We start from the raw sequence: 24,464 nt of genomic DNA on the forward strand, positions 1-24,464 counted from the left end.
ATAAAACAAAAAAGGGCTTTACGTGGACTGTCCCAAAAAGTTAGACACTTTCTGAGGCGTTGCAACGTTCAAAAAGCCCTTTTTTGCTAAAGAAAATCGTTTGTCGCTTTTAATGCATTTGCAAACCTGTCTTCTCCTTGACCGGAAATGATTTTATATTCGGCACTTAGTGCTTTTAATTCCTGTATCCATATTTGCATGAAGTGTTCCCGTTGGTCGGGGAAATCTCGTAATGGATCGTCCTGCCAAGGCAAATCAATATCCATCAACAGGTATAAGTCATAAGTTCGTCTTTTGATTTCATCGGTAACCTCTGTAGGCGTATGACCGAAAAGATGGTCGCTCCAGATTTTTACCGTCAATATTGTTGTGTCACAGAACAAAATATGATTTGTAGAGCTTTCTAGCATTGCTTCTTCCAATGCGATTTGTCCATAAAACATATTTATTTCATCCTGCAGACTATAGTTATTGTTTAAATTTTGACAATAGTATCGTGCATACTCAGGGACACATAAGGATTTCTTTTGTGCTGCTAGTTGGTGTGCAACCGTTGATTTTCCAGTGGATTCAGGACCAACTATTGCGATTTTAATTGTTTTCGTTGTTGGCAAAATGCGTTTATCTTAGATGGGGTTCACGATGTTAATTGAGGATGAATATACAATTATAAGAAATGTGTTAACAAGATGCTCTATCAACGGGAAAAAAGGTGCTGAATTACTTTCCGTTCAGAATAGTATTTTAGAAGTCTATTTTAAAGAAATAAGGTGAATATTTTAGGTATATCCTGTGTGTAGGAAGGCAGGATAAGCTATTTGGAGAGAGTTGAATAAATGAATATTCGTCTATTGTACTATTTTGTTCGCGCAGTTGGTGCTAGCAAAAGATTCTGGTTTTGCTTTAAATCGGAATCCCATTCCGAGAATATACCCCATGGCTTCTTTTAAAGCAATATTAGATTCAAAATTTGGATTTGTATTGATATCTGCATGTACTTCTAGATCTACGTGATATCTTTCGAGTAGCGGGCACAGATCAAAAGCGATGTCAATAGATTTTTGAACTTCCGTAAGCATGCGTTCTTTGATTGTCATTCTATGACTGCTCCTGTCGCGGTGTATGAACATGAAGCCTCCTTTATGCTCGCGAAGGAAGACGATTACGGTAGCAAATTCAATAATACCCCGTTTGACTTGAGAGTCGGTACCGATATAAACTTTAAGTTGATTTCCTAAGCATGTTTCTTTTTTGATTATTTCTTCAACAGCGATGCTGATGGGATTGCGGATAATTTCTCCGTTGTAATGTTGCCAAATCATAGTCTATTTCTTTTAATATTAAAGTTATTGATAAATATTTCATGACGTGTTAATTGTCTGTTACCTTGATGTTATTATTTATAGTGCTTTATCCTTCTTTTTTACCATAAGCCAAGTCCCCTGCATCACCGAGTCCTGGGACGATATATGCTTTTGAGGTGAGTTCATTGTCTACTGCAGCGACCCATATATGTGCTTCTGGCAAAAAGGCTTGCACATGCTGGAGACCTTCTTCTGACGCGATTACGACCGCAATATGCAATTCTTTGATAGCGTAGTCAGCTAATATGTCCTTACAGCATAATACGAGACTACGTCCAGTAGCAAGCATGGGATCGGCGACGATAACAATTTTTTCATCGAGATTCGGTGTATTAGAGTATTTTTTTTGAATCTCCATTTCTCCACTTTTCTTGGTATGTCTGTATGCGGCCATGAAAGCGTTCGGTGCTCGGTCGAATACGCGTAACATTCCTTGGTGAAATGGTAAGCCTGCTCGGATAATGGTGGCTAAAACAGGTTGCTCTTCTAAAATATTGTGAGTTGCTGTTCCAAGAGGGGTTTCTACTGTTGAAGGTTTATAGCTTAAGGTCTTGCTAATTTCGTAGGCTATAATCTCACCTAATCGTTCGAGATTGTAGCGGAACCGCATACTGTCTTTTTGGATATTGACGTCCCGTAGCTCCACCATATAATGGTTTGCAATACTGTTCTCTTTTGTTAATATCGTTACCATAATATCGTGATTGAAGTGTGTTTTACGAATATACTAATTTTATGGATTAACTTTGGCGCCTTGTGTCCTTGAAATTTATCCTGCTGATAAGCCTTACTTATTAATACATACCAATTTTATCTGTTGTTTATATGCCGGGTGACCTGCTTGATAGACAGTGTAAGCAACCTTCTGTAGATTGCAAAGTCTATTTTTTTTAGTATTTTTGAGTCTGTTAAACCCCAATATATATGAAGTTTGAATTAACATCAGATTATAAACCCACCGGTGATCAACCCCAAGCTATTAAAGAATTAGTTGAAGGGGTGAATCAAGGGGAACGTTATCAGACGCTGTTGGGGGTCACAGGATCAGGTAAAACCTTCACCGTTGCTAACCTTATCCAAGAGACGCAGCGGCCGACCTTGATTTTGAGTCATAATAAAACCCTGGCGGCACAATTATATGGCGAGTTTAAACAGTTTTTCCCGGACAACGCGGTAAATTATTTTGTTTCGTACTACGATTACTATCAGCCGGAAGCGTTTATAGCGTCGTCAAATACGTATATAGAGAAAGATCTCGCTATCAATGAAGAGATTGAGAAGCTGCGATTGGCTACGACCTCGTCATTAATGTCGGGACGACGGGATATTGTAGTTGTGTCGTCTGTATCTTGTATTTATGGTATGGGTAATCCCGAAGATTTTTCGCGCTCTATCTTTCGTTTTGCTATAGGGATGACGGTGAGTAGAAATGCATTCTTACATCGTTTAGTAGAAATTCTTTATTCGCGAACAACGACGGACTTTAAGCGAGGGACGTTTCGCGTTAAAGGCGATGTAGTTGATATTTTTCCGGCATACCTGGACTATGCGTTCCGTATATCATTCTTTGGTGATGAGATAGATGAAATTAGTGAGATTGATCCGGTTTCTGGAAAAACAATTAATAAATTGGAAGACATTGCTTTGTTTCCCGCTAATTTATTTGTGACACCTAAAGAAAAATTTACTGAATCGATCTGGGAAATACAAGAAGAACTTGTCCAACGTAAAACTCAACTAGAAGAAGAAGGGCGGATGTTGGAGGCGAAACGTTTAGAGGAACGTGTGAATTACGATCTAGAGATGATGCGAGAGTTGGGATACTGTTCTGGAATTGAGAATTACTCACGTTTTTTTGATGGGCGTTCAGCAGGGATGCGACCGTTCTGTTTATTGGACTACTTTCCCGAAGACTATCTACTTGTTATCGATGAAAGCCATGTAACTTTGCCACAACTTCGTGCAATGTATGGTGGTGACCGCTCGCGCAAAGTGTCACTAGTTGAACATGGGTTTAGGTTGCCGGCTGCACTTGATAATCGCCCTCTCAATTTTTCAGAATTCGAATCGCTAACCAATCAAACAATATATGTGTCTGCGACTCCAGGGGACTATGAGCTACAGCAAACAGAGGGGGTGGTCGTTGAGCAGGTTATTCGTCCGACCGGGCTTCTGGATCCAATAATAGAAGTGCATCCTGCTGTTAATCAGGTAGACGACTTCTTAGAGGAAGTCGACAAAACGATTAAAGAAGGTGGGCGGATTTTGGCGACGACGCTTACTAAACGGATGGCGGAAGAACTTACTAAGTATATGAATCGGTTAAATGTAAAAGTAAGATACATTCATTCAGAAATAAAGACACTCGAACGTGTCGAAATTTTGAGAGGATTACGACTGGGTGAGTTTGATGTCCTTGTGGGGGTCAATTTATTACGTGAAGGTTTGGATTTACCGGAGGTAACATTGGTGGCTATTTTGGACGCTGACAAGGAAGGGTTTCTACGTTCATATCGGTCACTTATTCAGACTATTGGTCGGGCTGCCCGTAATGACAAGGGCAGAGTCGTGATGTATGCGGATAAAATTACGGATAGTATGCGGATAACGATCGAGGAGACTAATAGGCGACGAGAGAAACAAGTAGCTTACAATGAGGAACATGGTATTATTCCGCGAACAGTAGGAAAGACAAGAGAGGAAATTTTAGAGCAAACTTCGGTTGCGGATTTTAAACCAGCCGAAGCAAAGGCTTATATTGAACCTGATGCCGCCTCGTTGATCGCCTCTGATCCTGTAATGGATCACTTAAATAGCAAAGAACTAACAAAGGCGATTGAAAACGTGCGAAAACAGATGGATAAAGCTGCAAAGGAAATGGACTTCCTAGCTGCGGCAAAATTACGCGATGAAATGTTTGCTATGGAACAATTACATCAAGATAAATTTGGAATGAAATAACCTGTGTTATTTTTTTTCCTGATATAGAGTTTGTTTGTTGTGGATGACTGACCAACAATGATCTTGTTGAGTTATTTTATATTCATCAGAGGTATATAAATCGGAAGCCCTTTTGTCTAAAATGATGCTTTCCTCTTCCTCTTTGAGAAATAGTTCCGCTTTATGTCGAATGGAATCGATAAGCACAAATGCAGCTGTCTCATAATTGGCGCTCGTATCCGTTATGTTTAATGTGATGGTCCCTTCCCATGGACGAATACAATCTTCTTTTAATTTTGACCAAGTGTAACCCGCTGATATTAAACATCCGTTTTTGTCTTTCTCATTTCCTACTGTTATTGATGAGGGGGAGCCATTTTTGGATTCATCGTTCTTTTTTGCACCTTGGCACGAGCTTAATGCGTATATAAATAGGATAATGAACAAATATTTCATAAACTAGTCTTTAGTTATTTTATCGACATAAACCGTACCAATATCACGTAAGAGATTTTAAGCGAGGGTTGATTTTTAGTGTGTATTAGTCGGTTTTTAACGAAAACCTTGTTACATTTACACAAACCTCGTTAATTAGCTTAATTGTTATCAAATTATTAATAGGATGAAAAAACCGGTATTGGTTATTAAATTTGGATCGGCATCTATAACAACGAAAGACGGAGAAATCGATGAAAGAATTGTTCTTGAAATAGCACGACAGACTGCGCAATTACAAGACGCATATAATATCGTACTTGTCTCATCGGGTGCTGTCGCCGCCGGTAAACGGTTTTTAGTGAATTATGAAGGTACGTTGTCCGAGCGTAAAGCTGCTGCGGCAATTGGGAATCCCTTATTAGTACGTAAGTACAGTACATATTTTAAACCGTTTGGGATAGCTTTAGCACAGAGTTTGTGTGAACGCCAGCACTTTGCAAATAGAACGCAGTTCTTGCAGCTTAAGGACACTTACATGGAATTGTGGAAAAATAACATTATTCCAATTGCAAATGAAAATGACGTCGTCAGTAATAAGGAATTGAAATTTTCGGATAATGATGAATTGGCCACTTTAATTGCTGTCGGTTTTGATGCTGAACAAATTCTATTCAGCACATCTGTTCCTGGAGTCCTGGACGCTAAAGGTAAAGTTGTTCCTGAAATCAAAGTGATTGATAAAGACTCCTTTTCTTTGGTGCGTAAAGAAAAGTCCTCGGTCGGGCTCGGAGGGATGACCTCAAAACTCAATTTCGCACGCCTTGCCAATCAGATGGGGATCCGGGCCGTTATCTTTAGCATGCAGACACCGGAGGCAATTACTAAGGCAGTCAAAGGAGAGACGGGAACAGTATGCCATGCGTTGCCCAAGAAAGTGTCTTCACGGAACAAGTGGCTTGCTAGCGGAAGTCTGATTAAGGCTCTTGTTAAAATAGATGATGGTGCAGTACAAGCGATAAAAAATCGAAAGAGTTTGTTAGCGGTTGGAGTAATACATGTCAATCAGTCTTTCGATACTGGAGAAGTGTTTCAGATAGCAGATGAACAGGGAGCTATTATCGCGGTCGCGAAAGCGAAGATTGACGTTTTTGATCTTGATTCCATCCAAAAGAAAAAAAATATAGCTATTGCACATGCAGATAACATTGTGCTACTATGAGAATATTTAACGGGTAATGATAATTGACAGATATGAAAGATAATATTCAGGAAGAATTAGAAGCGACACGTGCAGCCAGTAGACAGCTTCGACAGTTGTCTAATGAGGTGCGACAGCAAATCTTAGTTGCAATTTCGGATGCGTTGAAAGCTGAGATGACAACTATTCTGGAGGAGAACAAGCGTGATTTGGAACGTATGGATCCATCAGATGCACGCTATGATCGATTGCTGTTTGATGAATCTCGTATAATTGGTTTGTCAAAAAGCATTTTGGAAATTGCGAATTTAGCGGATCCTACGGGAGTCTTACTTTCGAGCAAGGCGTTGGAGAATGGGCTAACCATTGAAAAGAAGTCGGTACCTCTGGGTGTTGTTGGTGTGATCTATGAATCCAGACCTAATGTTACAGTCGATGTCGCAGCGCTTTGCATTCGTTCAGGAAATGTTTGTCTGCTCCGAGGAGGCTCAGATGCCTATTTTACAAACAGCATATTGGTGTCAATTATACGGACGGTGCTTGCTAAATTTAATTTGGACAATAATATTGTACAGCTTCTACCCACCGATCGGGCCTTTGTGACGGAACTATTATTAGCTGTAAAGCATGTTGATATCATTATCCCTAGGGGGTCTCAAGGTCTCATTGACTTTGTTCGAGAGCACGCAAAAGTACCTGTGATTGAGACCGGTGCGGGCGTATGCCATACGTATGTTGAAAGTAGTGCCGATATCGAGCAAGCTGCCCGCATTGTAGCGAACGCGAAGATTTCAAGACCATCTGTTTGTAATGCGTTGGACACCGTGATAGTAGATGCTCCGATCATGGAAGATTTTTTGCAGATTCTTTACCCCTATTTCGAAGAAGTCAATGTCGAGGTTTACGCCGATGAACGTTCGTATGATGTACTTCAAAAGTTGGGTTATCCACGGTTGAGACACGCGGACACGGCGGATTTCGGGCGCGAGTTTTTATCGTTAGGATGCTCAATTAAAGTGGTCGATTCGTTCACCGAAGCGTTAGCGCATATTGAAGAACACTCTTCAAAACATTCTGAATGTATTGTATCCACGGATGCTCAAAAAGTTTCTATATTTATGGAGGCAGTTGATGCTGCTGCGGTGTACCATAATGCCTCGACGCGATTTACGGATGGAGGAGAGTTTGGTTTGGGAGCTGAAATTGGAATTTCTACACAGAAATTACATGCTCGGGGGCCTTTTGCATTGGAGAAACTAGTTACTGAAAAGTGGTACGTTAAAGGTACTGGACAAATACGCTAGGCATGGGAATACGATACGAAAAAGACACCATTTTAGATTGGGTAGATGAGATGGGGAAATTTCTCCGTCTACTTGTAGAGGAGTTTAACGCATTTTCTAGTCCAGTTGATTCGAAGAAATTAGAAGACGGTTATATGAATTTTTTTCAAAAAGATCGTGATTGGATGCACAATCTTTCTGAAGACGATTTACTTGTTTATGTGAATGCGAAACTTCACGATGGGCAAGTTCGATCGTTGGCTTTGCTTTTTTTATATGATGCAAAGTATTCTGGCGTAACTGGCGAAACGAAAAACGCATTGTTGAGAAAGACGAAATTATTGCTTAATTACGCATCTGAACGTCTAGGGCAGTTTTCTTTCGAAGATTACGGTATTATGGCAGATATCGAAAGTGAATTGGTAAAATAGGGATATAAAACTTTATTTTAATATTTCTCGTGCAATAACGAGCCGTTGAATTTCGGAGGTGCCTTCATATATTTGTGTGATTTTTGCGTCGCGCATCAACCGTTCAACATGATAGTCTTTCACGTAACCGTATCCTCCGTGGATCTGCACCGCTTCGATGGTGGTTTTCATTGCTACTTCGGAGGAATGGAGCTTGGCCATTGCCGCTTGTTTGGCATAAGGAAGCCCCTGGTCTTTGAGCCATGCGGCTTTATAGGTGAGCAACCGCGCTGCTTCTATTTCCACCTCCATATCTGCCAGTTTAAATTGAATTGCTTGATGTTCTGATATGGCTTTTCCAAACGTCTTGCGCTGTTTTGCATACCCCAATGCCAAATCGTAGGCGCCACTGGCAATACCTAATGCTTGCGCGGCGATCCCGATCCGTCCTCCATCAAGCGTTTTCATGGCGAACTTGAATCCAAATCCATCTTCGCCGATCCGATTCTCTTTAGGGACTTTTACATTATCAAAGTGAAGAGAGTGGGTGTCGGAGCTACGTATGCCCAGCTTGTTTTCTTTAGGTCCTGTGCTGAAACCCTCCATTCCCTTTTCTATAATCAATGCATTTATGCCGCGATGGCCTTTTTCTGGATGAGTTTGAGCAATAACAATGTATATATCGCCGTTTCCGCCATTTGTTATCCAGTTTTTCGTGCCATTTAGGATATAGTGATCACCTTTGTCTTCTGCTGTCGTGTTTTGTGACGTTGCGTCCGATCCCGCTTCCGGTTCCGAGAGTGCGAATGCACCTAACTTCTGTCCCCGAGCGAGTGGTGATAGAAATTTCTCCTTTTGGTATTCTGTTCCAAATTCTTGCAAGCCGTATAAAACTAAAGAATTATGCGCCGACATTATGACGCCTAGTGATGCGTCTATCTTTGATATTTCTTCGATCGCTAACACGTAGGAAAGTGTATCAGTTTGGCTACCGCCATATTCTTCTGTTACCATCATACCCATAAAGCCCAATTCGGACATTTGAACGATTTGTTCCCTCGGAAATAAAGCCTTTTCGTCCCGTTCAATTGCTCCTTTAAATAGTGTCTGCGCAAAATTACGTGCACTGTCCTGAATAAAAAGGTGTTCTTCGTTTAAATTGAAATTCATATTCGATGTTTACTAAGGTTACACATCAAACATACAAAAAATATTTAATTTACTATGCTGACATAGTAAATTAAATGTAACCTTTTTCGAAAAACAAGATTTAGCATTTTGAAAAGTCAAATAATCTACTAAATTTGTAGAGTATATAATTTAGTAACCACAAAAATAATAGAGATATGAGTTTAAGATTAGGAGATACGGCGCCGAATTTTCAGGCCGATACATCAATTGGACCAATCGATTTTTATGAGTTTATTGACGGTGGTTGGGCGGTATTGTACTCTCATCCATCAGATTACACGCCGGTGTGTACTACTGAGCTAGGTCGTACTGCACAGCTTAAATCAGAATTTGAAAAACGTAATACCAAGGTTTTGGCTCTTAGCGTGGATTCAGTCGAAGATCATTTAGGTTGGATTAAAGATATTAATGAGACGCAAAATACAAACGTTGATTTCCCAATTATCGCAGACAAGGATCGTAAAGTCGCAGAATTGTATGATATGATTCATCCCAATGCGTCTGCAACCGCTACGGTCCGTTCAGTATTCGTGATCAGTCCAGATAAAAAAGTTAAATTGACACTTACTTATCCAGCCTCGACCGGGAGAAACTTTAACGAAATCCTCCGTGTAATCGATTCACTCCAGCTTACAGAGGATTATTCCGTTGCAACTCCTGCTGACTGGAATGATGGAGAAGACGTTATTGTTGTTCCTGCGATCAAGACAGAAGATATACCTGCAAAATTCCCGAAAGGATACAAGGAGGTCAAACCGTATTTACGTGTTACTCCGCAACCAAATAAATAAGATACGAAGCATTAAAAAGGCCATCTAATTTAAATAGATGGCCTTTTTAATGCTAGTGTATTGTACATAGTTTAATATACCTTTACTAAGTATATAAAGTCTTGTATCTTTTTGACCTGTTCTGTTCGTGATAGGTTGTTAAGGAGATTTCGGTTACTTAGTGTTACATTGCCGCGAAGAGAGTCTTCAGGGATGTCATTCAGAGTTTCCATTAGAGCTTTGGTTTTTATAGCGAATGCAGCGCCGTCAATTCCTTTTTGTTTACCGCTGATGATACCAATTACGTTTCCGTCTTTGTCCAGAACTGGTCCTCCGCTGTTACCCGGGTTAACGGGGATTGAAATTTGATAAGCGACGGTATCTCCTGCGTAACCCGTTGCTGAACTAAGGTAGCCCTGACCATAGACCGCTTCGTCTCTTGGGAAACCAATTGTGTAGATATCTTCACCTAAATCAGAATCTTTTTTCTTGAATGTGTAAGGGAGCGCCTTTAATGATTTGAACGTTGAATCATTGATATATAAGATAGCAATATCTTTTTCTTCGTTAGTATAAATGATATCGGCCTTATACGATTCTCCTTTATGGTTTTGCAGGTGTACAGAATCTGCTCCCGTAATGACGTGGTAGTTAGTAGCAACATAACCATCTCTTGTGATGGAAAATCCCGTCGCGCCGTAATGCGATGGTTCGTTACTGTCATTCGTGCTATTCATGTTTTTAATCGCGGCACTCTGAGCATTTACGTTGCGTTTCACAGAATTCATGTCCCTGCGTAATGCGCTATAATCTGACGTCGCTTTTCTTAGATTCGAATAGTATCCTGTCAACCACAGCGTGGAAAAAACGGACACAATTGCAATTGAAGCTGCAACCGCTGCGTTTAACTTTAGTTTATCCCAAAGTGATACGATGATAGAAGGCCTCTTTGGCGTGTCTTGTTTGTGGTATACCTGTGCAGTATTTTCTAGACTATTTTTAAAATTAGCACGATCATCTGCATGTTTAAAGGTTTCTAGAAAAGAGAGGTGCTCAGTATACAAATTTGCGTGCGCCGGGTTTGTTTTGCAATATTCCTCAAAGCGAAGACAATCTTGCGCGGTAAGTTCTCCACGTAGGTAGGCATCTGCCCATTCTATAAATTCTTTTTGACTTAAAACCTTCATTATTTCTACTGTTCGATAATCTACTTCTTAAAAAACGATTTTTTTAACCGTTGAAGACACTTATATTTTTGTGTTTTGGCATTATCCGTGTTGGTATACCCAAATTTTTCACAAATATCATTCATGGATTTATTGCCAATATAAAAGTCATATAAGATAGTTTTACAAGGTTCCCCCAGACCATTTAATGCCTCTTCCATATGCGCAAAATTAGCTTCCATAGCTTCGTGTTCTTCGACAGCCTCCTCTGCAATAAGTGCCTCCTCATGTTGTTCTTCAACAAGTTCAACGTTGTATTTGGATGCTCCTCGAGTAAGTTGTTTTAGCCATAATCGGCGAGAGACCGCATATAAGAAAGTTTGTAATTTACTACTAAGTTCAAAGTTCGTGTTAATAACTTTGTCATACAGTACCATTACAGTTTCTTGAAAGATATCTTGAGCTTCTTCTCTGCTTCCACGATTATTGACAATCATCTTTTCAATGGGAGGGTAATATAGTCTGTAGATGTGATCGATCGACATGCTATTGCCACTCCTGATACCACGAATGATCGCTAAATCAATATCATTGTTCTCCTTACTCACTTATTAATACCTTTTTAATCAAATAGTAACCTTCGTTTGTAGGTGTTTTTATACTTTTATTTTTCTCGAATCTGTTTCCGATGCTCAATATATGCCCCCACAATCTAAACAGTTCGCTTATGGAACAACTTGTTTGTTTTTTGAATAAGGCATCTTGCATTCTTGTTAATGGAAGATGGTCGATCTTAGAAATCAAAAGTACTAATTAAATATCGATCTCTGTATAGTGCCATTCGCTAAAAAAGTTATATGAAGCACGACAATTTGAGGTTTAGAAAGACTTGATTCCGCTTCGGAAAGCGGGATGTGGTGCTAAGATGTCTTGGATCATTAATTATTTTATAAATTAGCCGTTATGAAAATTAAGGTAGGATTTGGATTTGATGTTCACCAAATAAAAGAAGGGCATCCTTTTATTGTAGGCGGGGTAGACTTAGAACATCATGCTGGGGCATTTGGACATTCGGATGCCGACGTATTGGTGCACGCCATTTGTGACGCTATTTTAGGGGCCGCAAATATGGACGATATCGGACATCATTTTCCGAATACCGATATGCGATGGAAGGGGGTTAGTAGTCTAGTCCTGTTAGAGGAATGTGTGCGATTGATAACTCAGAAAGGATATGAATTAGGGAATATCGATGGGATGTTGTGTTTAGAAGCGCCAAAAATTAAACCTTATATCCCTGCAATGAAAGAGAAAATTGCAAGAGCCGCAGGGCTAGAGGTGGAAGATATTTCTATCAAGGCTACGACTAATGAAACCATGGGTTTTATTGGACGAGAGGAGGGTGTTGTTGCATACGCAGTATGTCTTATTCAGAAAGGTTAACATCAGTGTGCCGAGGTTTATAAGGGTGTTTTTCGCTTCGACAGAAGTTCCTGTGTTAGCATGAAGAGTAGTTTCGATTGGTTGTCACTTTGGAAAAAGACCTGCGCAAGTGACTACTACCGGTTTTGTATTACCGTCTGTCGGAACTTTCTTGAATGCAAAAGCGTCGAATGGCGATTGAATATAGTTTCTTAATTTTAAGGTGCTTTGATGTGGTCCGTTATGGAAGAGTTTTAGTTAATATGGAGTGAAACTTTGAAGAAATTCGAAAACTTACGCACATAGAATATTACCTTTGTGGCTGATATGTAGACGTGCCACTAAAAGATTACATAGCTTTCGTTGTTAAAAAGTAGATGTTTGGCACGTAAACTGTTGGAATAGAATCGAAAAATTACCGATGGATTTATCCTAGGTAATAATATTGTATTTTTATTGATATGAAGAGAGAATCGAAGCAGAAAAAGTTGACAGAAGAAGATATCAAACGCTTTACTAGAAACTTTTGGAAAATATTATTCGGAATTGTCGCTGTTGCTGTGCTGTTTATTCTAGCGGTCCGAATCGGCGTTTTCGGCAAGCTACCTTCGTTTGAAGAATTAGAGAATCCAAAAAGTAATCTTGCCTCTGAAGTATTGTCGGATGATCTAACAGTATTAGGAACCTATTATAAACATAACCGTTCAAATGTCAAATATTCGGAACTCTCACCACATTTGGTCGAGGCTTTAATTTCTACCGAAGACAAGCGTTTTTATAATCATTCGGGTATAGATTATTCGAGAACAATTACGACGGTGTTTCATACGCTTATGGGGAATAAGCAAGGGGGGAGTACCATTACGCAACAACTTGCATTAAATCTCTTTTCAGAAAAACGTGAGCGAAATACCTTGAAGCGAATAATGCAAAAATTTCAGGAGTGGATCACCTCCGTTCGATTAGAACGTAGCTATACGAAAGAAGAGATTATCACCATGTATTTTAATACGGTTGATTTTGGCGCTTATAATACATTTGGTATTAAGTCTGCGGCCCGGACGTATTTTAATACGACTCCTGATAAGCTGCAACCGGAAGAGGCTGCAATATTAGTGGGTATGTTGAAAGGTACATATTTATATTCGCCAGTAAAATTCCCCGAGCGAGCGTTAGCGAGAAGGAACCAGGTCTTAAATAACATGGGGAGTCAAAATTATTTGACTGACGAGGAATTGGAGAAAGCGAAAAGTACTCCTATTAATTTGAAGCTGAACGTTTCTAATTATGGGGAGGGGCTAGCTCCGTATTTTCGTGCAGTATTGAAAGGCGTAATAAAAGACGAATTCAAACGGTTATCTATAACTAAGGCTGATGGGACACCATACGATTTGGATCGTGACGGACTGAAAATTTATACGCCGATCAACTACGCGATGCAAGAACATGCCGAAGCCGCTCAAAAAGAATGGATGATGAAATTGCAGCGTGATTTTGATAGACAATATAAAAATAGCGATCCCTTTAGAGGTAAAAATGCGAATTTGTTAGTTACAGGAATGCGCAGATCGGACCGTTATAGGATGTTAAAAGATGATGGTTTAACAGAGGAGCAAATAAAAGCAGAATTTCAGAAAAAGGTGCCGATGTCTGTGTTTACCTATAAAGGTAATATTGATACGATGATGTCTCCAATAGATTCGATACGTTATAATAAATTGTTTCTACGGAACGCCGTAATGTCTATGGAGCCGAAAACGGGGCATATTAAAGCTTGGGTTGGAGGCGTAGATTTTGAACACTTTAAATTTGACCATGTTAAACAAGCGGAACGGCAAGTCGGTTCAACTGCAAAACCATTTACTTATGCTGTAGCTATTGATAACGGTTATTCACCATGCTATACGGTGCCTAATCACTCAAGGGCGTATGGGAATTGGGTGCCGCGAGGTACAGCACAAGGGGGGGATCCAATCACGATTAAAAATGCATTAAAATATTCTCAAAACTTTGCGTCCGCTTTTATCATCAATGAGGTACAAGCTGCTAATGTTGCTGCGTTGACGAAGAAAATGGGAATCACTTCCAATGTGCCGAGTTATCCTTCTATCGCACTGGGTGCGTATGAGGCTTCCGTGTTTGATATGGTTGGCGCCTACTCAGCTTTTGTTAATCATGGTACATGGATAGAGCCAACGATGATCTTACGTATCGAGGATAAAAATGGAGCACCAATCTACGAAAAAACGCCAAAGGTCGTCAAAGCGATCAACAGCGAGTCGGCGTATATTATGGTGGATATGTTGAAAGGTGTAATTGATGGTGGTACAGGTTCTCGCTTAAGGCGCGCTGAATACGGAGGATTGACCAATCCAATGGGTGGGAAGACGGGAACAACAAATGATAACTCCGATGCTTGGTTTATAGGTATTACTCCTGAGCTTGTTACGGGTATTTGGACGGGAGCGGAGGACCGAGGTATACGGTTCCACAGTATGGCTCTTGGGCAAGGTGCTCAAGCTGCACTTCCAATATTTGGGCTATACATGAAACGGATCTACAACGACAAAAGCCTCCACTATACGCAAGATGATTTCCCTCTCCCTCCTGGTGGTCTGACTAAGGAAATTGATTGTAGTAAATATGTGAAGTTTTATGGAACGCCGACGGAAGAGGTCGAGTTAAATGATGATCGATTAGGGTTTTAGATACTTTAATCCTTAATATTAATTGCCGGGCAGGAAATTTTCACGAAATTTGATGCTCGGCATTTTTTATAGTTTATGAACACACAACCATTCGATTATAAAGAAGAATTAAAGAAGATCCCTCATCGTCCGGGAGTGTATCAGTATTTTGACAAGGAAGATACTCTTATATATGTCGGTAAAGCAAAGAATCTACGTAATCGGGTAGGGTCATACTTTGTGAACGACAACAACCTGAATAGTAAAACTAGGGTGCTAGTTCGTAAGATTAATCGAATCGCTTTTACGATTGTAGATACGGAGATTGATGCATGGTTACTGGAAAACAATCTAATTAAGAAGCATAAGCCTCGCTATAACGTCATGTTGAAGGACGACAAGACTTATCCTTGGATCGTTATCAAGAATGAACATTTTCCTCGTGTTTTCTGGACACGTCAATATATCAAAGATGGTTCCCGGTATTATGGACCCTATGCGTCGGTAGGAATGATGCATATTGTCCTAGATATGATAAGAGAACTATTTCCCTTACGTACTTGTAATTTGAATTTGGCTCCCCAAAACATAGCTAAAGGGAAATATAAGGTATGTTTGGAATATCAGATCGGAAATTGCAAGGGCCCCTGTGAGGGATATCAGTCTGAAGAAAATTATGCCCAGAATCTTTCGGATATAAAGGATATTCTAAATGGAAAGATTGGCGTTGTTACCGGACGATTGAAACAGCAAATGAATGAGTCGATAACGGCACTTAATTTCGAAGCAGCCCACCAGTATAAAACCAAGCTTGACAAACTTGGGAGCTATCAAAGCAAATCTACTGTTGTGAGTTCTTCCATTAATAATGTGGACGTATTTAATATTGCTTCTGATGAGAGTTATGCATTCGTCAATTACTTAAAGGTGGCGCATGGCGTTGTGATACAAACGCAAACTTTGGAAATGAAACGGAGACTTGATGAATCGGAGTCCGAATTGCTAAGCTTAGCCATACCAGAGATAAGAAGTCGGTTTAAAAGTACATCCAGAGAGATAATAGTGCCTTTTGATATCGATATTCAAGGGAATGATGCGCTTAAGTTTACAATTCCCAAAGCCGGGGAAAAAAAGAATCTGCTGGACTTATCATACAAAAATGTGGCTTACTTTAAGAAAGAAAGAATGCTACAATACGAAAAGTTGAATCCGGATGTAAAGACGGATAGAATTCTCAACCAGATGAAGAAAGATTTGCGACTTAACGTTGTACCCCAGCATATTGAGTGTTTTGATAACTCGAATATACAAGGAAATTACCCTGTGTCTGCAATAGTCGTGTTTAAAGATGCAAAACCATCTAAGAAGGACTATCGGCATTTTAATGTAAAAACCGTTGTGGGCCCGGATGATTATGCGACTATGGAGGAAGCGGTTTTTAGACGTTACAGGAGATTATTGGACGAAGGAGGAGAATTGCCTCAACTGATTATTATAGATGGAGGTAAAGGACAATTGGGGGCCGCCTTAAAGAGTTTGCGGCTACTCGGGATAGAAAAGAAGGTTACGGTGATCGGAATTGCAAAGCGTCTTGAAGAACTGTATTATCCCGGTGATCAATACCCGTTGTATCTCGATAAGAAGTCTGAAACATTAAAGATTATCCAACATTTACGGGATGAGGCACATCGGTTTGGGATAACTTTTCACAGAAATCAAAGAAGCAAAAAGACTTTTGTCTCTGAATTGGAGAATATTCCAGGTATCGGCAAATTGTCAGTTGATAAATTGCTACGTACTTTTAAATCCACAAAAAAGGTAAAAGAAGCACCAGATGAAGAGTTGCTAAAAGTGCTTAACCCAAAGCAGGTCAAAGCACTTCGATCATATTTTGGTGATTAATCTTCGTAACCAAATTGTTTTAAATAATTTTTCTTGGAACGCCAATCGGGAATAACTTTTACGAAAAGCTCTAGAAATACCTTACCACCGATAAACTCCTCGATGTCTTGGCGCGCATAAGTGCCTACTTTTTTGATCATGCTACCAGCCTTGCCAATGATGATGTTTTTTTGTGAATCACGTTCTACAATAATCTCGCCTGCAATTCTTGTAATAGTAGGCTCTTCTTTATAGGAAGTTATGACTACTTCTGTACTATAGGGGATCTCTTTGTCGTATAGCTTAAATATTTTCTCACGAACCATTTCAGCAACAAAAAAGCGCATATTTTTATCGGTCAGCTCGTCTTTTTCGTAATATGGGGCGTGTACAGGTAGTTTCTCCTTAATATAATCTAATATTCCCTCAACACCATAGTTTAAAAGTGCCGAGATCGCAAATACAGCGTCGGGATTGAGTTTTTCTTTCCAGAATTCAATTTTTTCTCTAACTTCCTGTTCACTGGAACGGTCTATTTTGTTGATGAGTATAGCGACTGGAGACGATGTTTTACGTAGTTTTTCGATCACGTCGTTTTCATCATATTTTTCGTGTATGTCAGTCACAAATAAAATTACATCGGCATCAATTAATGACCCTTGAACAAAATTCATCATCGATTCTTGTAGAGAATAGTTCGGTTTTATTACGCCGGGGGTATCTGAAAACACAATTTGATGCTCTTCATCATTTACAATGCCGATTATTCGATGCCGCGTAGTCTGGGCTTTTGGTGTTATGATTGACATCTTTTCACCTACTAATGAGTTCATTAGTGTGGATTTACCTGCGTTAGGCTTTCCGATGATGCTTACGAATCCTGCTTTGTGCGACATTTTATCTTTCTTTTTATTTGGAATACAAAGAAACAAATAATATCTTTGTGCTCCAATTAAACGGAATGTTATCTTGCGTTACAATGTTAAAAACGCAATTTTTTATATAAAGATATATTGCGGGGTGGAGCAGTTGGTAGCTCGTCGGGCTCATAACCCGAAGGTCATCAGTTCGAGTCTGGTCCCCGCTACTAAAAGAGCTAAGCGCGAGGCTTAGCTCAAGGGCATTTGAAAATACATTGCGGGATGGAGCAGTTGGTAGCTCGTCGGGCTCATAACCCGAAGGTCATCAGTTCGAGTCTGGTTCCCGCTACTAAAAGAGCTAAGCGTGAGGCTTAGCTCGAAGAAATTAAAATTACATTGCGGGGTGGAGCAGTTGGTAGCTCGTCGGGCTCATAACCCGAAGGTCATCAGTTCGAGTCTGGTCCCCGCTACTTTGGGAAACACCATGCAATGGTAGTTTCCCTTTTTTATGCCTGTAAAAACCTGTGGACGAACTGTTGCCATCTAACCAAAGTACGTTCGACAATCAACAAAAAACCTCTTTGAGGTTTATCCGACTCAGCCTGACAACCGGTACTATAGACTATTCGAAAATGACTGTACGAAATCGACATTTTCTTCGGGATATAGTGTTTTGAACAACCGCTCTCTTTTCGTAAGTTTCTGCTATCAGATAGAAAAAATCCAAGATGACATCAGGTCTGCTTTTATCAATTTCAATTTGATTGTTCGAAAGAATTGAAATTGCCCACCTAGTCAAAACCATCTTTTCTATAAAGCTCACTTCTATAGTTGAAGTCTTTGTTTTAACCCTAGTATCTTTGACGATGTACTGCTCAGCTCTAAAGGAAACTCGGTCTTGATGAAATTCACCTTTACTGGATCGGATTGAAATCTCAGGCGGTGCTTTTATCTAGCGGATTCAATAGTGTTTTCGGACAACTAACACGGGTCTGGGGCATTAACGGTATATCTGAGCTGGCAATGCTTGCAGATATAACGGTGGTTTACTGGATGCGTAATTGCCCTCCTTTCATCAGATCCTGAAAAGGGATAGACCAGCTCGTTAATTTTAGATGGTTCCAAGTGGGTTTTGCATTCGCTCCCACTTTAGATGGGGGGCTGCTGTTTAAGATTTCAATGGTCTTTCCGCCCCTCGAAATAGGCTGGTGTATAAGGATTCGGTCAAACAATGGAATGCCGATTTGGAAAGAGGGCTTTTCCGAGGTAAGGGCCTTTACATCAAATAGGCCCAACGCAGACATGACATACCAGGCGCCAAGTTGCCCTTGGTCTTCATCTTGGCCGTACCCGTAACCATGGATCCCGTCTAAGCCGTAAAACTCGTTGCAGATGGCGCGTACCCAATAGTGGGTTAAGTCCGGTCGGCCTGAAAAATGGAAAAGCCAAGATATGTGCAGGTTGGGCTGATTGCCATGGTTGTATAAGCTATTTATGCCTGCAAAGGCATCGATCTGCGTGCCCCCACCGAAGATATTTTTACGGGCTTCGCGAAACACGCTATCAAGACGATGGTTGAATTTCTGCTTCCCTATCTTCTCCACGAGCCTTTCAATCTGGTGAGGAACATAAAAAGTATATTGCCAGGCATTGCCTTCTTGGAAACCCCGCCAAGGCTGATACGGGTCGAAACTGGCTAAGAATTTTCCGGAGCTATCACGGGGCCGAATGAATTGGGTTTCGTCGTCGTAGAGCAATTCCCAACCCCGCGCGAGCCGTTTAAAAAGGTTTGCGTCGTTGTTTTTTCCTAAGGCTTTTGCGAACACTTCTGCTGCTGATGCAGCGAATGCATATTCTAAAGTGTGAGATGCGCCAAATGGAGACCCCGCGGTCATCAGTTCCGGTAAGCCTGTAGTGTCTTCCTGAAAAGGCGAATAGCCACGCTCAACAAATACGCCTACATCCATTTTACCAGCGCCCAAGCGACGGTCTTTACTAGTCAGCTCATTCTTGCGAACGGCGTCGTAAGCTAAAGCTACGTCATAATCGCGGATGCCTACGTTGTAGGCAGCAGCTATTGCAAGTCCTGTGAAGTTCGTTCCCACCCCTGAGACATAACGGCTGTTGGCGATCCCATCGCCCAGCCAACCTGCGTCTTTATAGACAAGCAACTGGCTCTGTATCCAGTCGTTGTAATATTCGGGATAAACTAGGGCCCAGAGTTGAGTTAGGTTCCAAAAGGCTCCCCAAATTGCATCGGTATTGTAGTGTTGATGCTTCGGCTTGCCGTTTACGTCTGTCGGAATGCGCCCCACTTTCCCGTCATTTTTTGGGTAGAAGCCGTTTGCATCGCTAGCTAGTCCCCTTCCTAACAGGGCATGGTAGAGTCCGGTATAAAACTTGATGCGGTCAGTTTCTGACCCACCGCTAACCTGAATCCGATTTAGATATTGATTCCATGTCTGATTGGCCTTTTTTTTGGCCTGATCGAAGTTGACGTCTTGTGCCTCAGCCGTCAGGTTATACTGGGCATTGGCTATTGATGTATATGATAAGCCAATTTTTACTTCTATAGCTAAAGGTTGCGAATTGAAGTACCGTAGGTAAAGCCCAGAACCTTTACCTGACTGTTTCCGTTGGTCTGCATATATGCCCTGGTCATTGAACGTACCAACAGCTTGGGGCGATTGATCAAGGTGTGCGTAAAAATACATTTTAACCGTTGCTCCATGCTGATATTTGTTGACGTATACGGGATTGGTTTCTATGAAACCGAAAATATTACCGTCTTGGTAGGTTACCTGTGCATCTACAACTGGACCGCTCTCGCCCAGTTGGTGTCCTACGTCAAAAATAAGCTGGGCGGTATCGTTAGCCGGAAAAGTATATCGATGGAAACCCACGCGCTGTGTGGCGGTAAGTTCTGCTAAGACGTGATAATCCTTAAGACGCACCCTGTAATACCCTGCAGTTGCTAGTTCATCCTTTTTATCAAAACGAGAGCGGAATCCCGTACCGGGATCTTCTGACGATCCGGGTGCGGTTTGAAGTGTTCCGGTTGTTGCTGCTAGCAATAAGCCGCCAATCTGAAACTCGTGAAAGTTGGCAAAACCTTCAATCGACGCATGCCTGTCATCATAGCCTACTGCTTCCCAGCCCGATTTGTTTCCTGTGGTCCCATCGGTACTCGGTCCCAATTTGGCCATGCCAAAGGGAACAGCGGCCGGTGTGTAAAAGAAATACCGACTATGGGCTGAACCGATATTTGGGCGAACCAATGCCGTCAGGTCGTTTTGTGCAAGTGAGGGGTGCCAAAGCGCCACAACCAATAAAAAGAAAATGAAAGCTGGATTAAAAAAATGTCTACGCTTATTAATCATAAATAACGAATATAATGAACAGGGCTAAGATAAAAATAATAAACAATGTACATACATATAGTTTTGTTAAAATCGAAACCTTTTAAGATGAAAATGTCGATTATAGTTCAGTGTACTTACTTTTAGTTGCAAATAACACATTGAGGACGATAATATGTAGAATTAAACTTATGTTTCTATAGGGTTTATTATATATTTGTATATACATATAGCCGTTGCTGAAAGCGAAGCCTGAATTTTACTTTTTGTTTATAGCTTACTTGCCGGAAGCAATCGATCTTAAATAATACGCATTAGATGAAAAAAAAGATGTTTTTTAGCATAGTTGGTTTAACGGTTTTCGCCATCACTTGTCAGAATCCGACGAATAACAACGATCAGGTACTGGCGGAACAAATTTTAGCGGATACCAGTTTGGTGCAGGTAGACCGTTTAGCACGTGCTACGATACGCGAGGGATTTAATGCTGGAAGTGGCTATTCGCAGATCTGGGCGCGTGATCTAAATAGTTTTATCGAAACTGCTATCGATGAACGGAGTACGGAAGAAATACGAAAAGCAATTCTGCTCTTCTTCGCCTTGCAGCAGGAAAATGATGAGATGGTAGATGGGTATGTAATCAAAGCGGATTTTACCTGGAACGACGATAACCCTTATTATTCGGCAGTCGCACCGGACCATGTGGGTTTTAAAAATACAGTCGAAACCGATCAGGAAACGTCCTTGATTCAACTTCTGGGAAAATATGTATTGAAGTCGGGTGACAAGCAGATCCTTAACGAAGTAGTTGCTGGCAGAACGGTGATGAATCGTGTGGAGGGCATGATTGATTACCTTTTGAAAGAACGGTATAACGAAAGTTACGGACTGCTTTGGGGAGCCATGACAGCCGATTGGGGTGATGTACAGCCTCTGGACGATTTTGGTTGTGATTGGAATGAATTATCGCATAAGGCTATTGATGTATACGATAACGCGATGATGATTATTGCGTTGGACTACCTGATATCGTTGACAGATGATAAGGATCAGCGGCAAAAATGGATAAACTTAAGGCAGGTTTTCTTTGACAATACGCGCTTGCACCTTTGGGACACAGCGAAGCAGAAATTCATCCCCCATCTTTATCCAGGCGATAGCCCGCTCCCCGAGGGGTTTGATGAAAATCAAATACATTACCATGGAGGAACGGCGGTCGCTATCGAAGCTGGTCTGCTGAGCAGGGAGGAAATTGCCCACGTGAACCGACAAATGGTCGAGAATGTCAAGTTATCGGGTATGCCGAGCATTGGTTTAACAGTATATCCAGCATACCCCGAAGATTTTTTTAAAGGTTGGATGGCGAAACCTTATGCATACCAAAATGGCGGAGACTGGACCTGGTTTGGCGGGCGCATGGTGCAGCAATTGATCAAGCATGGTTTTGTTCAAGAAGCATACGACGAGGTCCGTCCCATGATCGATCGTGTGGTTATAAACCAGGGTTTTTACGAGTGGTATGCTAAGGGTAATATTCCAAGTGGCTCTGGTAAATTCAAAGGCGCTGCTGGAGTCCTGTCGACCACCATCTCTTACTTTCATGACTGGGCAAATGAAGTCCAAGGAGAAAGAAGCGCACACAAAGCATCGAACTGAACAAACTATTACCAACTTAGGTCCACTGCACATTCAGGCTGCGGTTAAATCACCTTGCAAGACCATCCGAAAGCAGTAAGCGCGCGAACGATATGAATACGACATTTTTGAGGTATCATTGTTCTCGCCCGGTGGGATTATTGAAATTGAATCCGTTGCTGTCGTAGGTAAAACCGTATATTGGAGAAAAGCTATTATGCGGTTAGTCCAAAGCATGATTTAGGAGCAGTCAAGATCAATTCTGCTGCACCCACAAGAATGGTTGTTTTACCAAGGCATTTACTTTCATAAGAAAGTCAAAACTTATAGAGACACTGATGTTTTAGTATTTCGGTTCTGTGGTTGAGTTGATTAATTTGAATGACAAAACGATATGCGGAGTCAAATGGTTTTAGCCATGGTTTTTAATTAAATCCATTTTATATTCAACGCGTATAATCAACTATTTTATCGTAACTTTGTGGGCTTGAATAAAAAGTAAGTTGCCGTGAGGTAACGTATATTAATACCGAAAACAGTTATGGCAAATATAGTTGCAATTGTTGGTCGCCCAAACGTTGGGAAATCAACCTTATTTAATCGTCTTACAGAAAGTAGAAAAGCGATCGTCGACGATTTTAGTGGCGTGACGCGCGATCGCCACTACGAAACCGCCGAATGGATCGGAAAGAAATTTACAGTGATTGATACTGGTGGGTTTGTCCATGGTTCTGATGATATTTTCGAGGAAGCTATTCGGGATCAGGTGCATATCGCCATCGAAGAAGCATCGGTTATAGTTTTTATGGTTGACGTAACAACGGGGATTACGGATCTTGATGACGAGATCGCAGATTTATTACGAAGAAGCTCTAAACCTGTTTATGTTGCAGCGAATAAGGTTGACCATGCTAAGTTGCATCACGACTCCGCAGAGTTCTATGCATTCGGATTAGGTGAAATTTTTAATATATCGTCCGCTACTGGATCAGGAACGGGCGAATTGTTGGATGCGGTCGTGTCACATTTTCCAGAGCAAGGAGAAGAGGAAGAAAATACTCTTGCGAAAATTACAATCGTCGGACGCCCGAACGTTGGTAAATCATCTCTCACAAATGCTTTGCTTGGTGTCGATAGAAATATCGTAACAGATGTTGCTGGTACAACACGCGATTCAATACGTATACATTACAATCAATTTGGACATGAGTTCTTAATGATCGATACAGCAGGTATGCGTAAAAAGGGTAAAGTAAACGAAGACATCGAGTTTTACTCTGTTATGCGTACGATTAAAGCTTTGGAAGATTCAGATGTTGTTATCTTAATGCTAGATGCTAACGACGGAATTGAAGCGCAGGATATTAATATCTTCCATTTAGCAGAGAAAAATAAAAAGGGCATCGTTATAGTAGTTAACAAATGGGATACTGTTGAAAAAGATCACAAAACTGCCAAAGAATTTGAAACACGAATTAGGGAAAAGATAGCGCCTTTTAACGATGTGCCAATTGTGTTTACTTCTGTCACCGAAAAACAACGTATCTTCAAAGTCGTTGAAACTGCTTTAGAGGTATACGCTAATAAAGTTAAGAGGATTTCGACATCGAAATTGAATGACGTGATGTTGTCGATTATCGAAAATTACCCGCCACCAGCGACTAAAGGGAAATATATTAAGGTAAAATATGTAACACAATTACCTGGTCGTACTCCTATGTTTGCATTTTTCTGTAACCTGCCGCAATATATCAAAGATCCATATAAGCGTTTCATCGAAAATAAGATTCGTGAACACTTTGATTTCAATGGAGTACCTATTCAAATATATTTTAGACAAAAATAATCTGAGTATCTTTA

Annotated in this window: 19 protein-coding genes and 3 tRNA genes; 13 read left to right on the plus strand and 9 right to left on the minus strand. The window is 40.8% G+C overall.

All coding sequences use genetic code 11. The features are described from left to right. Window positions 1-86: 86 nt before the first annotated feature. The 3 genes from HP439_RS01940 to upp all read right to left on the minus strand — a co-directional run bounded on the left by HP439_RS01940 (window position 87) and on the right by upp (window position 2,058). Window positions 87-614, minus strand: coding sequence for an AAA family ATPase (locus HP439_RS01940; protein WP_216657740.1), 528 nt, complete (start codon window positions 612-614; stop codon window positions 87-89). A 234-nt stretch (window positions 615-848) separates the two neighbouring features. Further along, entirely contained in the window at window positions 849-1,322 is a 474-nt protein-coding gene (locus HP439_RS01945; RefSeq protein WP_172388665.1) for a ribonuclease H-like YkuK family protein, read from the minus strand. Between the two features lie 88 nt (window positions 1,323-1,410). Continuing rightward, window positions 1,411-2,058: a uracil phosphoribosyltransferase gene (gene upp, locus HP439_RS01950; protein ID WP_172388666.1), complete on the minus strand. Its 648-nt coding sequence runs from the start codon at window positions 2,056-2,058 to the stop codon at window positions 1,411-1,413. A gap of 230 nt (window positions 2,059-2,288) precedes the next feature. On the opposite strand from upp, the gene uvrB reads away from it, so the two are divergent. Next, window positions 2,289-4,325 (plus strand): excinuclease ABC subunit UvrB, encoded by a 2,037-nt coding sequence (gene uvrB, locus HP439_RS01955; protein WP_216657741.1) that lies wholly within the window; start codon window positions 2,289-2,291, stop codon window positions 4,323-4,325. 6 nt (window positions 4,326-4,331) lie between these two features. Here uvrB and HP439_RS01960 read toward each other — a convergent pair whose 3' ends face one another. Continuing rightward, window positions 4,332-4,760: a hypothetical protein gene (locus HP439_RS01960; protein ID WP_172388667.1), complete on the minus strand. Its 429-nt coding sequence runs from the start codon at window positions 4,758-4,760 to the stop codon at window positions 4,332-4,334. Between the two features lie 166 nt (window positions 4,761-4,926). Between HP439_RS01960 and proB the strand changes: the two genes are divergently transcribed. Genes proB through HP439_RS01975 form a run of 3 tightly spaced genes read left to right on the plus strand, consistent with a single transcriptional unit; the run spans window position 4,927 to window position 7,654 of the window. Beyond that, window positions 4,927-5,961: a glutamate 5-kinase gene (proB, locus tag HP439_RS01965; RefSeq protein WP_172388668.1), complete on the plus strand. Its 1,035-nt coding sequence runs from the start codon at window positions 4,927-4,929 to the stop codon at window positions 5,959-5,961. 32 nt (window positions 5,962-5,993) lie between these two features. Continuing rightward, window positions 5,994-7,244 (plus strand): glutamate-5-semialdehyde dehydrogenase, encoded by a 1,251-nt coding sequence (locus HP439_RS01970; RefSeq protein WP_172388669.1) that lies wholly within the window; start codon window positions 5,994-5,996, stop codon window positions 7,242-7,244. A 2-nt stretch (window positions 7,245-7,246) separates the two neighbouring features. After that, the gene (locus tag HP439_RS01975; protein WP_172388670.1) at window positions 7,247-7,654 is read left to right on the plus strand and encodes a hypothetical protein; all 408 of its coding nucleotides are present in this window, start codon (window positions 7,247-7,249) and stop codon (window positions 7,652-7,654) included. A gap of 12 nt (window positions 7,655-7,666) precedes the next feature. Here the strand turns inward: HP439_RS01975 and HP439_RS01980 are convergent, their stop codons facing one another. After that, window positions 7,667-8,803, minus strand: a complete 1,137-nt coding sequence (locus tag HP439_RS01980; protein ID WP_172388671.1) for an acyl-CoA dehydrogenase — start codon at window positions 8,801-8,803, stop codon at window positions 7,667-7,669. A 176-nt stretch (window positions 8,804-8,979) separates the two neighbouring features. Between HP439_RS01980 and HP439_RS01985 the strand changes: the two genes are divergently transcribed. Next, window positions 8,980-9,615, plus strand: coding sequence for a peroxiredoxin (locus HP439_RS01985; RefSeq protein ID WP_172388672.1), 636 nt, complete (start codon window positions 8,980-8,982; stop codon window positions 9,613-9,615). A gap of 71 nt (window positions 9,616-9,686) precedes the next feature. Here the strand turns inward: HP439_RS01985 and HP439_RS01990 are convergent, their stop codons facing one another. Both HP439_RS01990 and HP439_RS01995 read right to left on the minus strand, forming a co-directional pair. Continuing rightward, the gene (locus tag HP439_RS01990; RefSeq protein ID WP_172388673.1) at window positions 9,687-10,781 is read right to left on the minus strand and encodes a S1C family serine protease; all 1,095 of its coding nucleotides are present in this window, start codon (window positions 10,779-10,781) and stop codon (window positions 9,687-9,689) included. Between the two features lie 20 nt (window positions 10,782-10,801). After that, the gene (locus HP439_RS01995; RefSeq protein WP_343043500.1) at window positions 10,802-11,368 is read right to left on the minus strand and encodes an RNA polymerase sigma factor; all 567 of its coding nucleotides are present in this window, start codon (window positions 11,366-11,368) and stop codon (window positions 10,802-10,804) included. Between the two features lie 355 nt (window positions 11,369-11,723). Here HP439_RS01995 and ispF point away from each other — a divergent pair, with 355 nt between their 5' ends. From ispF to uvrC, 3 genes are all read left to right on the plus strand, one after another. Then, window positions 11,724-12,203: a 2-C-methyl-D-erythritol 2,4-cyclodiphosphate synthase gene (gene ispF, locus HP439_RS02000; protein ID WP_172388674.1), complete on the plus strand. Its 480-nt coding sequence runs from the start codon at window positions 11,724-11,726 to the stop codon at window positions 12,201-12,203. Between the two features lie 440 nt (window positions 12,204-12,643). Continuing rightward, complete coding sequence (locus HP439_RS02005; RefSeq protein ID WP_172388675.1) at window positions 12,644-14,890, plus strand: transglycosylase domain-containing protein; 2,247 nt, start codon at window positions 12,644-12,646, stop codon at window positions 14,888-14,890. A gap of 75 nt (window positions 14,891-14,965) precedes the next feature. Further along, the gene (uvrC, locus tag HP439_RS02010; RefSeq protein WP_172388676.1) at window positions 14,966-16,771 is read left to right on the plus strand and encodes an excinuclease ABC subunit UvrC; all 1,806 of its coding nucleotides are present in this window, start codon (window positions 14,966-14,968) and stop codon (window positions 16,769-16,771) included. Here uvrC and era read toward each other — a convergent pair. Next, entirely contained in the window at window positions 16,768-17,646 is an 879-nt protein-coding gene (gene era, locus HP439_RS02015; RefSeq protein ID WP_172388677.1) for a GTPase Era, read from the minus strand. The genes uvrC and era overlap by 4 nt on opposite strands. A 118-nt stretch (window positions 17,647-17,764) precedes the next feature. Here era and HP439_RS02020 point away from each other — a divergent pair. The 3 genes from HP439_RS02020 (at window position 17,765) to HP439_RS02030 (ending at window position 18,080) form a co-directional block, all read left to right on the plus strand. Continuing rightward, window positions 17,765-17,837: transfer RNA gene (locus HP439_RS02020), tRNA-Met, on the plus strand. 49 nt (window positions 17,838-17,886) lie between these two features. Next, window positions 17,887-17,959: transfer RNA gene (locus tag HP439_RS02025), tRNA-Met, on the plus strand. A gap of 48 nt (window positions 17,960-18,007) precedes the next feature. Continuing rightward, window positions 18,008-18,080: transfer RNA gene (locus HP439_RS02030), tRNA-Met, on the plus strand. Between the two features lie 576 nt (window positions 18,081-18,656). On the opposite strand, the gene HP439_RS02035 is transcribed toward HP439_RS02030, so the two are convergent. Further along, window positions 18,657-20,990, minus strand: coding sequence for a GH92 family glycosyl hydrolase (locus tag HP439_RS02035; RefSeq protein WP_172388678.1), 2,334 nt, complete (start codon window positions 20,988-20,990; stop codon window positions 18,657-18,659). A 297-nt stretch (window positions 20,991-21,287) separates the two neighbouring features. On the opposite strand from HP439_RS02035, the gene HP439_RS02040 reads away from it, so the two are divergent. Both HP439_RS02040 and der read left to right on the plus strand, forming a co-directional pair. After that, window positions 21,288-22,625 (plus strand): glucosidase family protein, encoded by a 1,338-nt coding sequence (locus HP439_RS02040; protein WP_172388679.1) that lies wholly within the window; start codon window positions 21,288-21,290, stop codon window positions 22,623-22,625. Window positions 22,626-23,145: 520 nt separating this feature from the next. Next, complete coding sequence (gene der, locus HP439_RS02045; RefSeq protein WP_172388680.1) at window positions 23,146-24,450, plus strand: ribosome biogenesis GTPase Der; 1,305 nt, start codon at window positions 23,146-23,148, stop codon at window positions 24,448-24,450. Window positions 24,451-24,464: the final 14 nt, after the last annotated feature.

The sequence above is a fragment of the Sphingobacterium shayense genome, assembly GCF_013179575.1.
Taxonomy (GTDB): domain Bacteria; phylum Bacteroidota; class Bacteroidia; order Sphingobacteriales; family Sphingobacteriaceae; genus Sphingobacterium; species Sphingobacterium shayense.

What these genes read in the sequence shown, in the direction of transcription:
- uvrB (WP_216657741.1), top strand. Translation starts at nt 2,289, where the DNA reads ATGAAGTTTGAATTAACATCAGATTATAAACCCACCGGTGATCAACCC.
- HP439_RS01960 (WP_172388667.1), bottom strand. Translation starts at nt 4,760, where the DNA reads ATGAAATATTTGTTCATTATCCTATTTATATACGCATTAAGCTCGTGC.
- era (WP_172388677.1), bottom strand. Translation starts at nt 17,646, where the DNA reads ATGTCGCACAAAGCAGGATTCGTAAGCATCATCGGAAAGCCTAACGCA.
- HP439_RS01980 (WP_172388671.1), bottom strand. Translation starts at nt 8,803, where the DNA reads ATGAATTTCAATTTAAACGAAGAACACCTTTTTATTCAGGACAGTGCA.
- proB (WP_172388668.1), top strand. Translation starts at nt 4,927, where the DNA reads ATGAAAAAACCGGTATTGGTTATTAAATTTGGATCGGCATCTATAACA.
- HP439_RS01990 (WP_172388673.1), bottom strand. Translation starts at nt 10,781, where the DNA reads ATGAAGGTTTTAAGTCAAAAAGAATTTATAGAATGGGCAGATGCCTAC.
- uvrC (WP_172388676.1), top strand. Translation starts at nt 14,966, where the DNA reads ATGAACACACAACCATTCGATTATAAAGAAGAATTAAAGAAGATCCCT.
- HP439_RS01945 (WP_172388665.1), bottom strand. Translation starts at nt 1,322, where the DNA reads ATGATTTGGCAACATTACAACGGAGAAATTATCCGCAATCCCATCAGC.
- HP439_RS01970 (WP_172388669.1), top strand. Translation starts at nt 5,994, where the DNA reads ATGAAAGATAATATTCAGGAAGAATTAGAAGCGACACGTGCAGCCAGT.
- upp (WP_172388666.1), bottom strand. Translation starts at nt 2,058, where the DNA reads ATGGTAACGATATTAACAAAAGAGAACAGTATTGCAAACCATTATATG.
- HP439_RS02040 (WP_172388679.1), top strand. Translation starts at nt 21,288, where the DNA reads ATGAAAAAAAAGATGTTTTTTAGCATAGTTGGTTTAACGGTTTTCGCC.
- HP439_RS02035 (WP_172388678.1), bottom strand. Translation starts at nt 20,990, where the DNA reads ATGATTAATAAGCGTAGACATTTTTTTAATCCAGCTTTCATTTTCTTT.
- ispF (WP_172388674.1), top strand. Translation starts at nt 11,724, where the DNA reads ATGAAAATTAAGGTAGGATTTGGATTTGATGTTCACCAAATAAAAGAA.
- HP439_RS02005 (WP_172388675.1), top strand. Translation starts at nt 12,644, where the DNA reads ATGAAGAGAGAATCGAAGCAGAAAAAGTTGACAGAAGAAGATATCAAA.
- der (WP_172388680.1), top strand. Translation starts at nt 23,146, where the DNA reads ATGGCAAATATAGTTGCAATTGTTGGTCGCCCAAACGTTGGGAAATCA.
- HP439_RS01985 (WP_172388672.1), top strand. Translation starts at nt 8,980, where the DNA reads ATGAGTTTAAGATTAGGAGATACGGCGCCGAATTTTCAGGCCGATACA.
- HP439_RS01975 (WP_172388670.1), top strand. Translation starts at nt 7,247, where the DNA reads ATGGGAATACGATACGAAAAAGACACCATTTTAGATTGGGTAGATGAG.